We start from the raw sequence: 13399 nt of genomic DNA, 5'->3' as shown, positions 1-13399 counted from the left end.
CATGCGCCGCGCCCTCGCCACCCTGCTTTTTCTCCTCCTTGCCGCGCCGGCCCTTGCCGTTCAGCCGGGCGAACAGCTCAAGGACCCGGCGCTGGAAGGGCGGGCCCGCGAAATCTCGAAGGAGCTGCGCTGCCTTGTCTGCCAGAACCAGTCGATCGACGATTCCGAGGCCGAGCTTGCCGGGGATCTCCGGCGCATCGTGCGCGAGCGTCTCGTCGCCGGCGACACGGACGAGCAGGTGGTGGACTATATCGTCGCCCGCTATGGCGAATTCGTGCTGCTTCGGCCCCGCTTCGAGCGGGCGACGCTGATCCTCTGGCTCGGGCCACTTGCCGCGCTACTCGCCGGTGGCGTCATCGCCATCAACCTTTTCCGCGCCAGCCGCGCGGGTGCCCAGCCTTCGCTCGATGCCGCCGAGGAGGCGCGCCTCGACGAGATCATGCGGCGAGACGACTGATATTCCGTAGATGGTCCGGGCCTTGCGAGGCGCATCGGAAGTAACCCTTCCGGCGCGCCAGGCGCCTCTTTTTTGCCTTTATCGATCCGTAATGTTTCGGACATGAATTGGTAAGATCGTGTATCCAACTCTGGATGCCCTGAACGGTGGCCCTCGCGCAGACAGTCTGCGCCCGACCGCTTGAAAAACAGCGCCGCCCCGGAGCGGCAGTTCCAACGAGGAGTTCACGGATATGACGAACATCGCCCGGATAAGCGGCCCGCGCGGAATGATCCGACGGACAGCGGCCCTCGCGACCGCCAGCATGATTGGCTTCAGTCTGCTGGCTGCCCCCGCCTTCGCCCAGACGGCCCCACTCAATGCGCCGAGCGAACAGAAATCGGAGCTTTCGAGCCTGCCGACATTCGCCGATCTGGTCGAGAAGGTTTCGCCAGCGGTCGTCAGCATTCGCGTCGTCGAGGAAGAGACGGTCGCGAGCGCCGATATTCCCGACCTGCCGTTCCCGCCCGGCAGCCCGTTCGAGAAGTTCTTCAAGCAGCTCCAGCCCAAGGGCCCGGACGGCAAGCCCCTGAAGCGCAAGGCGATGGCGCAGGGCTCCGGCTTCTTCGTCTCGGCCGATGGCTATGTCGTGACCAACAATCACGTCGTGCAGAACGGCAAGGAAATCACCGTCGTGCTGACGGACGGCACCGAGATGAAGGCGACGCTCGTCGGCCGCGACCAGAAGACCGACCTCGCGCTCATCAAGGTGAAGGTGACGAAGCCCATGCCCTATGTCGCTTTCGGCGACTCGGACAGGCTGCGCGTGGGCGACTGGGTGCTCGCGGTCGGCAATCCCTTCGGCCTTGGCGGCACGGTCACGAGCGGCATCGTCTCGGCGCGCGGCCGCGAGATCGGCGCCGGTCCCTATGACGACTTCCTCCAGATCGATGCCTCGATCAACCGCGGCAATTCGGGCGGCCCGACCTTCGACATTCACGGCAACGTCATTGGCGTGAACACGGCGATCTATTCGCCGACCGGCGGCAGCGTCGGCATCGGCTTTGCGATCCCCTCCAACATTGCCGCGCGCGTCGTCGCCCAGCTCAAGGAACATGGCAAGGTGACGCGCGGCTGGCTCGGCGTCAGCATCCAGCCGGTCGATACCGATCTCGCCGCGAGCCTCTCGCTCGACAAGCCGAAAGGCGCGCTCGTCGCCGAGGTGACGGCGGGTAGCCCTGCCGAAAAGGCGGGTATCCAGCCCGGCGACGTCATCACCAGGGTGAACGGCAAGGACATGGCCGATGTGCGCGACGTGAGCCGCACGGTCGCCGATCTGCGCCCCGGCACGAACGCCGCGATCGATATCTGGCGCGATGGAAAGGCAAGGAGCATCAAGGCCGCCATCGCCATCTTCCCCGACAAGATCGAAATGGCATCGGCCGGCGACAAGTCCGCGCCGAGCGGTGAGACGGCCACCCAGAGCCTCGGCCTCGCCCTTGGCCAGTCGGCGGACGGCGTCGTCGTCCAGAGCGTCGATCCCAACAGCGAAGCGGCGGAAAAGGGCATCCAGCCCGGCGACATCATCGTCAAGGTTTCGGGCAAGGATGTTAAGACCCCTGCCGATGTCGTGGAAGGCGTGCGTCAGGCGAAGAAGGCCGACAAATCCTCGGTCCTTCTCCTGCTGCGCAGCCAGGATCAGCAGCGCTTCGTGGCACTGACGATCAAGAAGGCGTGAGGCTCTCAGAGAGCATTGCCCTGGCTTGTGTGTGCGGGGTCCGCCGGCTGTCTGAGGATGGCCGGCGTATCCGCAACCAATGTTTCCCTGGAGCCCATTAAGGCAAGAGGTCTGTGAGTATGCGGATTCTCGTCATTGAGGACGATCTCGAAGCGGCCGCCTATATGGTCCGCGGCCTGCGCGAAAGCGGTCACATCGTCGATCACGCCGGCGATGGCGAAGAAGGGCTGACGCTTGGATTGTCGAGCCAATATGACGTCATGATCGTCGATCGCATGTTGCCGAAGCGCGACGGACTGAGCGTCGTCGCCGCGCTCAGGACGGAAGGCGTGCGCACTCCGGTGCTGATCCTCTCGGCGCTCGGCGAGGTCGACGACCGGGTCATGGGGCTCAAGGCGGGCAGCGACGATTATCTCACCAAGCCCTACGCCTTTGCCGAACTTCTGGCGCGGATCGAGGTTCTGGTCCGCCGCTCGAACCCGGATCAGGTGCGCACCCGGCTTCAGGTCGGCGATCTCGAAGTCGACCTTCTCGCGCGCAAGGTCACGCGGGCGGGGCAGGAAATCGAGCTTCAGCCGCGCGAGTTCCGTCTTCTCGAATATATGATGAAGCATGCCGGTCAGGTCGTGACGCGGACTATGTTGCTGGAGAATGTCTGGGAGTATCATTTCGATCCGCAGACGAACGTGATCGACGTCCACATCTCGAGGCTCAGGGCGAAGATCGACAAGAACTTCAAGCAACCGTTGCTGCATACGGTACGGGGAGCTGGATATTCGCTACGCGCGGCTGATTAATCTCCTCAGAACCTCGACCTTCAGGCTCGCGGTCCTCTATCTCGCGCTCTTCGCCGCTTCCGCGATCATGCTGCTTGCCTATGTCTATTGGAACACGGCAGGATTTCTCGCGCGCCAGACGGACGAGGCGGTGCAGGCGGAAATCACCGGGCTTGCGGAGCAATATGCGCAGGGCGGGCTGCCGCTCCTCGTGCAGACCGTCATCCAGCGCTCGCGCGATCCGGGGCAGGGGCTCTACCTCCTGCTCGATCCGGCGGGCCGTGTGCTGGCGGGCAATCTCGACGGCCGTCCGGCCGCGACGCCCGGCGCCGACCGGTGGATCGACTTCGCCTATCACCGCCGCACGCTCGACGGCACGACGGAACTCAAAAGCGCGCGTGCACGCGTCTTCCTTCTACCCGAAGGCTTCTATCTTCTCGTCGGCCGCGATGTGCAGGAACGACGCGAGATCGAAAAGCTCATCACCAACGCGCTCATCTGGGCTATCGGCCTCACCATCGCCCTCGGGCTCGCGGGCGGGCTTTTCATGAGCCGCAACATGCTCGCCCGCGTCGATGACATCAACCGCTCGAGCCGCGACATCATGCAGGGCGACCTGTCCCAACGGCTGCCGATTGCCGGGACGGGCGACGAACTCGACCAGCTCGCGCGCAACCTCAATGCCATGCTCGACCAGATCGAGGCGCTCATGATCGGCATGCGTCAGGTGACGGACAATGTCGCGCATGATCTGCGCAGCCCGCTCAACAGGCTGCGCAATCGCCTCGAGGTGACATTGATGCAGGATTCCTCGCCAGAGGAATACCGCCATGCGCTGGAGCGCACCATTGCGGAGGCCGACAGCCTGCTCACGACCTTCAATGCGCTGCTGATGATCGCGCGGGCGGAAGCAGGCTCGCTGCGCGAGTCGATGACGCCGGTCGATGCCGTGGCCGTGATCAGCGACTCGGCGGAGCTTTACGAGCCCGTCGCCGAGGAGCAGGGGTTGAGGCTCGATGTGGAGGGCACGCCGGGCCTTCATGTGCGCGGCAATCGGGAACTGCTCGCTCAGGCGATGGCCAATCTGCTCGACAACGCGATCAAGCATGGCAAACCCGTGGCGCCGGGCGTGGAGCCGACCATCCGCGTGACGGCGCGGGAGGATGGCGCCGGGCAGGTGCTGCTTTCGGTCGCCGATCACGGAGCAGGCATTCCGGCTGATAAGCGCGGCCATGTGCTCGAACGGTTCGTGCGCCTCGAGGCGAGCCGCAACACGCCGGGGAGCGGCCTCGGCCTCAGTCTCGTCGCGGCGGTCGCGCGGCTTCATGGCGGCCAGATCCGGCTGGAGGACAACAATCCGGGCCTGAAGGTCGTACTGTCGCTGCCCGCCGTTGCGCGGTAGGTGACGGCTCGCGCCTCCAACTTTCGGCATTATTCGTGCGGACGGCGCCGGTAATGCTCTAATCTCCGTCTCTTCGCGCAAGGAGAGAGGCATCGATGTCGGAAGTCATGCATCATCAGGCCCTGCCGGGACAGGCGGCGAGGGCGCCGAGGCCCCATGATGCCGAGCGGGCGCTCGCCGAGATGCAGGATCTGCAACAGGCGGTCGAAGCGATCGAGGACGAGGCCTTGCGCGGGCGGGCGAGGGCGCTTCTCGCCGATGCGGACGCGCGGCGCCTCATCGAAAGCGTCTTTGGCAATTCGCCTTTCCTTACACGCATCATCCGCATCCACCCCGACTGGCTGCCCCGCCTTCTCGACGTGCCGCCGGAAGAGGCGCTCGCCGACATCATCGAGCGCGTAAGGACCGCACGTGAGGCCGCGACCCAGGCCGATCTCATGCGTGAGTTGCGTCTTGCGAAGTCGGAGGCGGCGCTTCTCATCGCCATGGCGGATATGACGGCCGCCTGGAGCCTCGAACGGGTGACTGCAGCCCTGACCGAATTTGCCGATGCGGCGGTGCAGGCGAGCGTCGACTGGCTGCTGAAGGACGCGGCCCGGCGCGGGCAGATAGAGCGCGCCCCTGAGGAAGTCGGACCTGAAGGCAGCGGCCTCGCCATTCTCGGCATGGGCAAATACGGCTCGCGAGAACTCAACTATTCGAGCGATATCGACATCGTCGTCTTTTACGAGCCGGGCGAGCTTCCGCTGAAGTCCGGCCTCGATGACGGGCAGTTCTTCGTGCGTCTGACGCAAGCTCTCGTGAAGATCCTTCAGGAGCGGACGGAGCATGGCTATGTTTTCCGGGTAGATCTGCGCCTGCGGCCCGATCCCGGAGGAACGCCGGTCGCCGTTTCGCTTCCTGCCGCCGAGCACTACTACGAGAGCCGCGGCCAGAACTGGGAACGTGCCGCCTTCATCAAGGCGCGCGCGGTCGCCGGAGACGCCGAAGCTGGCGCGCGCTTCCTCAAAATGCTGACGCCCTATATCTGGCGCAAGAATCTCGACTTCGCGGCGATCGACGATATCCACTCCATGAAGCGGCAGATCCATGCGGTCGGCGGCCATGGCACGATTGCGGTCAACGGGCACAATGTGAAGCTCGGGCGCGGCGGCATCCGGGAGATCGAATTTTTCGTTCAGACGCAGCAACTGATCGCGGGCGGCCGCGATCACGATTTGCGCGGACAGCAGACCTGCGAAATGCTCGATGAGCTTGCGCGCAAGAAATGGATCGCGCCGGAAGCGGCCGACGAACTCAAACGCGCCTACCGCTTCCTGCGGACGCTAGAACACCGCTTGCAGATGATCGCCGATGAGCAGACGCACACCCTGCCTTCGAGCGATGAGGGGCTCGATCATGTCGCCTGCTTCATGGGCTTCGAGGACCGCGCGGCGTTCACGGAGGTGCTCGTTCAGCATCTGCGCTGCGTGCAGGGGCATTACGCAAAGCTCTTTGAAACCGCGCCGCCGCTTGCGGAAGAGAGCGGGAGCCTCGTCTTCACCGGCACGGAAGATGATCCTGAAACGCTGGAAACACTGCGAAATCTGGGTTTCTCGGCCGTATCCGAAATCGCCGCCACCATTCGCGGCTGGCACACGGGACGTTTCGCGGCGACGCGGAGCCCGCGCTCGCGCGAGCTTCTGACGGCGCTGATGCCCGCGCTCCTTCGGGCGCTGTCGCGCACATCCAATCCCGACACGGCCTTCATGCGCTTCGATCAGTTCCTGACCAAGCTGCCGGCCGGCGTTCAGCTCTTCTCGATGATCTATTCCAATCCCAGCCTGCTCGATCTCCTTGCGGATATTTGCGGCACGGCTCCGCGCCTCGCAAACTATCTCGCCCAGAATTCAGCCGTTCTCGAAGCCGTCGTCGATCCCAATTTCTTCAAGATGCTTCCGGATCGCGAGACATTGCGTGCGAGCCTCGCATCGGCGCTGGCCCATGCGCGCGACTATCAGGACGTGCTCGATTTCACGCGCGTCTGGGCGCGCGAGCATCGCTTCCGGCTCGGCGTGCGCGTGCTGACGGGAAGCGCCGACGCCGAGGAGGCAGGCGCCGCCTATGCCGCCATTGCCGGCGAGCTTGTGCGCGCGCTCGCGCCTGTCGCGGAGGACAAGATCGCGGAGCGCGCAGGGCGCGTGCCGGGCGGAAGTTTCGCGATCGTCGCCATGGGCAAGCTCGGCAGCGAGGAGATGAGCGCTACGTCCGACCTCGATCTCATCATGATCTACGATCTCGATGACCCGAATGCCATGTCGGATGGCGAACGGCCGATCTTTGCCTCGCAATATTATGCCCGTGTCTGCCAGCAGCTCATCAGCGCGCTTACCGCGCCGACGAGCGAAGGCAAGCTCTATGAGGTCGATTTGCGGCTGCGGCCTTCGGGGAGCTCCGGCCCGGTCGCGACCCATGTGCAGAGCTTCATCGACTATCACCAGGCCGAGGCCTGGACATGGGAACACATGGCCCTGACACGGGCGCGCATTCTCTCAGGCACAGATGAGTTGAAGCTGCGCGTCGGGAGCGTCATCCGCGAGACACTTCAGCGCCAACGCGACGTGGCGAAGACGGCTTTCGACGTTTCCGATATGCGGGCGCGGATTGAGCGCGAATTGCCGAGCGACAATCCATGGGAGCTGAAATATGTGCGCGGCGGCCTCATCGATATAGAGTTCATCTGCCAGTATCTTCAGCTTGTCCATGCGCATGCCCATCCGGAGATCCTTCACACCCATACGCGGACCGCGCTGACGCGCATCGCCGCGGCGGGGCTTCTGCCGCCCGCGACGGCCGATCTCCTCGTCTCCGCCATCGAACTCACGCTCAACCTCACCCAGGTGATCCGAATCTGCGTCGAAGGTGTGTTCAAGCCGGAGGAGGCGACACCCGGGCTCAAGGCGCTTCTTGCCCGCGCGGGCAATGCGCCGGATTTCTCCGCGCTCGAGGCGCAGTTGCGCGAGTCGCAGGCGAGCGTTCTGGAAGCCTTCGAGCAGATCGTGGCCGCTGCCGCCAAAGCCTGAAACCGGCGTCCCCCACTGGCTGACAATTTGCAGCGCCCTCACGCCGGTCCGGCATGAGGGCAGGGCGTCGCATTTTCTGTGAGGCGCCCAAATCCGCCGAAATGCCGAGTGAAACGTGGTTAATGCGTCGGTCGCTCCGGTGTGGCCGAGGCAACATATCGGTGTGATCGTCCCGTTCCGGTACGATCCCGCCATATGCGCAGGGTGGGATTGGGACGCATGGTGCGTCACGACGCGATTGTGATCGGAGGCGGGCTGAACGGCCTGACGGCGGCCGCTTGCCTTGCACGCGCCGGCGCGAGCGTTCTCGTCCTCGATCGCAACTCGGCGCTTGGCGGCGCGGCGGCCTGTGGAGAGGTCGCGCCGGGCTTTCGCGTCGCGCGATACGGCCTCGGCCTTGCGGCGATGCCCCAGCGTCTCGTGACCGGGCTCGAACTCCACAAGCACGGGCTCCGCTTCCGACGCCTCGATGCAGGCGTCACATTGCTTCCCGATGGACGCCATCACGCAAGCTACCGCGACGGCATCATCCACCGCCGCGAGCTTCAGCGCTTCTCCGCGAAGGACGCAGACGCCTGGACACGCTTCCGCCGCGACATACTCGCAGCCGTGCGCAAGCTCCGCCCGGTGCTGGAAAAGCCCATGCGCGATCCTTCGCGCCGTTCGCTTGCGACCTATCGCTGGCTGCGCGAGCTTGCCGACCGCTTCGCGTCTATCGACACGCAGGAATTACACGAGCTGACCCGCATCTGGACGCTGTCCTGCGCGGAATTTCTGGATGGATATTTCGAGTCCGGGGTGGTGAAGGCGCGGCTCGCATCCTCCGCGCTGGGGGGATCGACGCTCGGACCATTTTCGCCGACGGGCGCGCGCTTTCTGATCGCGCCCTTCATGGAGGAGCATGAGGGGGTTTCCGGCGGCGTGCCTGCGGCCCTGCTTCCCATCGGCGGCCCTGAAGCGATAGCCGGAGCGCTTGTCTCCGTCATCCTGGCGCATGGCGGTCAGGTGCGCCGTGAGGCCGAGGTGACGGATGTGCTGATGCGTGATACGCGCGCGCGGGGCGTGGTGCTGGCGAATGGCGAGGAAATTCACGCGCGGGCGATCATCTCCGACCTCGATCTCAAGCGCAGCTTCCTCACGCTCTTTCCCTGGAAGGCGCTGCCCGATGGCTTCGTCGAAAAGATCGGCCGTTTCCGCATGCGCGGCGTGACCGCGAAGGTGAACCTTGCCCTCGATGCCGCACCCGAGTTCCCTGCCGTTCCGGCCGGATGCCCGGCGCTTGCCGGCGGCATCCGGCTTGGCCAGACGATGGAGGAAATGGAAGCTGCCTTCGAGGACTGGAGGGATGGAATTCCGCCTTCCGCGCCCATCATCGACACGCTCGTACCGTCGCTTGCCGATCCGTCGCTTGCGCCGTCTGGCAAGCATGTGATGTCGGTTGCCGTCCATTACGTGCCGGAGACGTTGCATGACGGTCCGTGGACAGAGGAGCGCAAGGCGGCGCTCACCGACCTCGTCATCGCGCGGCTTTCCGAACAGAGCCCGGGGCTTGCGGAGCGCATCCACGCGGTCGAAACGCTCGTGCCGCCCGATATCGAAAACGACATCGGCCTCACCTCCGGCGACCTCAATCAGGGCGAACTCACGCTCGACCAGCTCTTCTTCAATCGGCCGATGGCGGGCATTTCGGGCTATGCCACTCCGATCCGCGATTTCTACCTTTGTTCGGCGAGCGCCCATCCGGGGCCATTGGCATTGGGCGGCGCCGGCGCCAATGCGGCTGCGATTGTCGCGGCCTCTCTCGGAAAGAGGGGAGGCTAGGCGATGGCGGAAAAGTTCGACGCGATCGTGATCGGCGGCGGCCATAACGGCCTCGTCGCCGCGGCCTATCTTGCCCGGGCACGCCGCCGCGTTCTCCTGCTCGAAGCCTCGGAAGCGCTTGGTGGCGCGCTGGCGACGAGCGAGATTTCACCGGACTATCTCGTTTCGACGGCTGCCCATCTCATCGAGGCGATGCCGCGCCGGATCGAGAAGGATCTGAAACTGGCAAAGCACGGGCTGCGGTTTCCGGCGCGAGTGCTGCCGACCATCCTGCTTGCGCGCGACCGGCGTCATCTGCGCATGACGGCGCGCCGCCACGACCGTATCGCGCTTCGCGAGTGGTATGGGGACGACGCGGCGGCTCATGCGGCCTTGATGAAGCGCATCGGGTCCTATGCGAAAGCGCTGGCGCCGCTGCTGGGGCAAGCGGCACCGCTTTCCGGCGGCGCGCAGACTGCACGTCGTGTGCTTCGCCGCCTCTTTCGGCAAGCCTATGGTTTCGGAAGCGGCTCGTTCGAGGCACTTCTCCATGAGCTTCCGGGCAGCATAGGCGATCTTGCGGAACAGACCTTCGAGACGGAGGCGCTGAAGGCGCTGGTCGCGTTCGAGGCGGTGCGCGGCACGGCGGAAGGGCCGTTCTCGCCGGGCACTGTGTTCAGTCTCATCTATCGTCAGGCGATGCGACAAGGCGCGCTCGGTCCATCCGTTCCGCTGGGCGGTGTCGGCGGCCTCGTTGGTGCGCTCGCCGCTTCCGCCCAAAGCCTCGGCGTTACCATCCGCGTATCGTCGCCGGTCGCGCATATTCGCGTCGAGAACGGCGCAGTCCGGGGTGTCGAGTTGCTGGGCGGCGAATTCGTCGAGGCGCCGATCGTGCTTTCGAGCGCCGATCCCCGCCACACCATGCTCGATCTCCTCGGCGCGCAATATTGCGATGCGGGGCTCGCCTCGCAGGTCGCGCGCATCGGCATGCGCGGCGCGACGGCAAAGCTCAATCTCGCGCTGGACGGGTTGCCTACGATCCAGGGCCTCGAGCCTGCGGAATATGGAGCGCGGCTGCTCGCGCTGCCGTCGCTCGCCGAACTCGATCAGGGATATGTGAGCTTCAAGCGCGGCGAGGTCGCCTTCGAGCCGCCGATGGAGGTAACGCTGCCGAGCGTCAACGATGCCTCGCTTGCGCCGCCCGGGCAGCATGTCATGTCGATCCTCGTACAATATGTGCCTTATGAAGTCCGGGACGGCTGGGCCGGGCAGCGCGACCGGCTGCTCGGGCGTATCATCGACACTCTGTCGGTCCATGCCCCCGATCTCAGGCAGCGCATCGTTGCGGGCGAGCTTCTGCTGCCGGCCGATATAGAAAGGAAGTTCGGTCTTCCGGGCGGTGGCTGGAACCATGGCGAGATGCGGCCCGACCAGCTTCTGATGTTCCGCCCCACGCCGGGGCTCGCAGGCATGCGCACGCCGCTCAAGGGGCTTTATCTCTGTGGCGCGGGGGCGCATCCGGGCGGCGGCATATCGGGCGTTCCGGGCCGCCTCGCGGCCGGGCTCGCCATCGCGGATGAGGCACGAAGATGAGCGACGATGCCGGGTTTTTCCCGCCGCAAGGCGCAGGCGATATGCCGGAGGAGGGCGCGCGCCCGGACCTCGCGGCGCTCGACGAGACGGCAAAGGCCGATCCAGCGCTTTTCGAGCGCCAATCGGAGGAGGACGTCTTCGCGCGCCGTGTGCTGACGACCGCTCTCCATCTCGAGGTCGCCGAGGCAAGCCGGACCAATCTCTGGACGGAATGGAACGGCTATACGACAGCCGACGTGCTGACGAACATCGAGGATGAATATGCGGCGCTGCGCCATGCGGCGGCTCTGAGCGACATCTCGCCCCTCGTCAAATATCGCATCAGCGGCCCCGATGCCTTGCGCTATCTCATTCGGCTTGTCGCCGGGCACGCGCGCGACCTCGCGATCGACCATGCGGCCCATGTCGTCTTTTGCGAGGATCGCGGCTTTGTCGTCGGCGACGGGCTTCTCTTCCGCCTTGGCGAGAGCGAATATCGTCTTGTCACGGAGGAACACAATCTGGACTGGCTTCTTGAAAGCGCCAGAGGCTTCAGCGTCAGTGTCGAGGATGTGAGCCCCACGCTTGCCGCCCTGAGCCTTCAGGGCCCGCTCTCGACGCGTATCCTGCGGGATGCGGGCTTTGCGGGCATCGAGAGCCTTGCACCCAATACCGCCTGCTGGTTCGACGTGGATGGAATGCCCGTCTATGTCAGCCGGACGGGCGTTTCCGGCGATCTTGGATATGAATTCTGGATCGACCCCGACGATGCGCCCGCGCTCTGGATCAAACTCCTTGCCCGCAGCGCGGGGACAGGGCTCGGCATTGGCGGCTTCGCCTTGCGGGAACTCGCCCGCACGGAGGCGGGGATAGCGCGGGCCGGGCGCGACTATCTCGGGGCATTCGCCGCCCCCGATGCGGCTTCCTGCTCCACGCCGTTCGAGCTTGGGCTTGCCGCGCTTGTCGATCTCGATGCGGAGCACTTCACCGGGCGCGATGCCTTGCGCCGCGCGAAGGCGCAGTCGCCGCGCCACCTTCTCTCAAGCGTCCTGGTCGATCACCCGGCGCCCTTGCGTTTCTCGGCCATCCGTGTCGGTGGCAACATAGAGGGCGTTGTGACGAGCACAGGCTTCTCGCCCTGGCTCGGGGCGAATGTCGCGCTCGCCATTCTCAAGCCGGGGGCTGTGGCGAAGGGGGCGGCGCTCCATGTCGAGGTCGAGGTGAGAGAGGGGCTTTCCCTGCGCAGCCTCCGCGTACCAGCCCGGCTTCTGCTCGAGCCGGCCCTTGCCCTGCCGGCACGCCTCATGACGCCCGCGCCGACCGATGCCGACTGCGAGGAGGGCATAGACCCGAGGTTCCGGTAAATTGCGATCCCGGCGACGGAATGGCTTAGCCCGCGCGTTCGATCTTTCAGGTGACAGGCAAGCGCTCCGGCCGGACTTCCCCCTTCGGCCCGCATTTCCTGTCGCTTGTCCCCGGGAGTGCGGGCCGGGCCATAAGGTCCGCCGCATTTCCGGCCATCAATTTCGGAGGTCGGGAATGCGCGGATACAAGCTTGAGCTTTTGGCTGGCGCGCTGGCGATCGCGCTCGGCTTCATGCTGCCGGTCCATCCGCAGGCGAAGGCCGCCGGTCTTGCGTCATCGGCGCATGCGGATGCTTCTGCCTCAAATCAAGAGTAGATTGGATGCATCGCGCCGCAGCCGGAATGGCCGGATGCAGCGCGTATCCAGATTGATGCAGGGGGTGCGCCGGTTTGATCGAGGCGTCGGATGATGAGCTGGTTTCGCGTGTGGCATCGGGAGATGAAGCGGCTTGCCGTATTCTGATCGACCGCCATTTTGCGCGTACCCTCTCCCTCGCGAGGCGCATGCTCGGAAACCAGCATGACGCCGAAGAGGTGGCGCAGGAGGTCTTTCTCCGCGTCTGGACCCATGCCGAGCGCTGGGAGCCGGGCAGGGCGCAGTTCAGAACCTGGCTGCATCGCGTGGCGACGAATCTCTGCCTCGACCGTTTGAGGCGGCGGGGCACGGAGGATCTGGATTCGATCCCCGATACCGCTAGCGAGGAGCCGAGCCCGCATGAGCAGCTTGAGAGCCGCCAGCTTGCACAACGGGTCGACACGGCCTTGCAGGCGCTTCCGGCGAGGCAGCGCGCGGCTGTGACGCTGACCCATTTTCAAGGGTTCTCGAATATCGAGGCGGCGGAAATTCTGGGAGTGACGGTTGAGGCCGTGGAATCCCTGCTCGGACGGGCGCGGCGGCAGCTTCGGGTTGCGCTCGCGACGGAACGCGACGAGTGGTTACGTAAAACGGGTGTCGGTGCCCAAAGGGCGAGGCATGAGTAAGGCGATGGCGAAGACTGGCATGACAATGGGAAGGCTGACAGAGCTGCTCGCCGCCTATGGCGCGGACCCGAGGCGCTGGCCCGCGGATGAGCGGCCGGCGGCGGAGGCCATGCTTGCGGCGTCGGCCGATGCCCGTGCCCTTGCCGAAAGGGAACGCGAACTCGACCTGATGCTCGACGCGGCCCCGGATGCCGAGGTTCCGGCGGCGCTGATCGAGCGGCTGGTCGCGGCGCGCCCCCGGCCCATGGCTGCCGGACCTATGGCTGCC

The 13399-nt window shown here is 65.3% G+C and carries 11 protein-coding genes; all 11 read left to right on the top strand.

The window, feature by feature from the left end; translation table 11 throughout:
• Nucleotide 1 precedes the first annotated feature (1 nt).
• Nucleotides 2-457 (top strand): cytochrome c-type biogenesis protein, encoded by a 456-nt coding sequence (locus tag PKA57_RS04860; protein ID WP_324298066.1) that lies wholly within the window; start codon nt 2-4, stop codon nt 455-457.
• A gap of 304 nt (nt 458-761) precedes the next feature.
• A complete protein-coding gene (locus PKA57_RS04855; RefSeq protein WP_324298064.1) occupies nt 762-2174 on the top strand; it encodes a DegQ family serine endoprotease in 1413 nt (470 codons plus the stop codon).
• A gap of 119 nt (nt 2175-2293) precedes the next feature.
• Nucleotides 2294-2971 carry a response regulator transcription factor gene (locus PKA57_RS04850; RefSeq protein ID WP_324298062.1) on the top strand — a complete coding sequence of 226 codons (678 nt, stop codon included), beginning with the start codon at nt 2294-2296 and terminating at the stop codon, nt 2969-2971.
• A 67-nt stretch (nt 2972-3038) separates the two neighbouring features.
• A complete protein-coding gene (locus tag PKA57_RS04845) occupies nt 3039-4352 on the top strand; it encodes a HAMP domain-containing sensor histidine kinase (RefSeq protein WP_324298060.1) in 1314 nt (437 codons plus the stop codon).
• 95 nt (nt 4353-4447) lie between these two features.
• Complete coding sequence (locus PKA57_RS04840) at nt 4448-7414, top strand: bifunctional [glutamine synthetase] adenylyltransferase/[glutamine synthetase]-adenylyl-L-tyrosine phosphorylase (protein WP_324298058.1); 2967 nt, start codon at nt 4448-4450, stop codon at nt 7412-7414.
• Between the two features lie 219 nt (nt 7415-7633).
• Complete coding sequence (locus tag PKA57_RS04835; RefSeq protein WP_324298056.1) at nt 7634-9235, top strand: NAD(P)/FAD-dependent oxidoreductase; 1602 nt, start codon at nt 7634-7636, stop codon at nt 9233-9235.
• A 3-nt stretch (nt 9236-9238) separates the two neighbouring features.
• Entirely contained in the window at nt 9239-10807 is a 1569-nt protein-coding gene (locus tag PKA57_RS04830) for an NAD(P)/FAD-dependent oxidoreductase (protein WP_324298054.1), read from the top strand.
• Nucleotides 10804-12150 (top strand): aminomethyltransferase family protein, encoded by a 1347-nt coding sequence (locus PKA57_RS04825; protein WP_324298052.1) that lies wholly within the window; start codon nt 10804-10806, stop codon nt 12148-12150. Before PKA57_RS04830 ends, PKA57_RS04825 begins: the two co-directional genes overlap by 4 nt.
• Nucleotides 12151-12325: 175 nt before the next feature.
• Entirely contained in the window at nt 12326-12466 is a 141-nt protein-coding gene (locus PKA57_RS04820; protein WP_324298050.1) for a hypothetical protein, read from the top strand.
• Between the two features lie 74 nt (nt 12467-12540).
• On the top strand, nt 12541-13131 hold the full coding sequence (locus tag PKA57_RS04815; RefSeq protein ID WP_324298048.1) for an RNA polymerase sigma factor: 591 nt from the start codon (nt 12541-12543) through the stop codon (nt 13129-13131).
• Between the two features lie 19 nt (nt 13132-13150).
• Nucleotides 13151-13399 (top strand): hypothetical protein (locus PKA57_RS04810; RefSeq protein WP_324298046.1); only part of this gene is annotated, 249 nt, incomplete at its 3' end.

This window comes from Parvibaculum sp., from assembly GCF_035325945.1.
GTDB lineage: Bacteria > Pseudomonadota > Alphaproteobacteria > Parvibaculales > Parvibaculaceae > Parvibaculum.
Note: the sequence above shows the minus strand (reverse complement) of the source record. Positions and strands in the feature narration are given on the sequence as shown.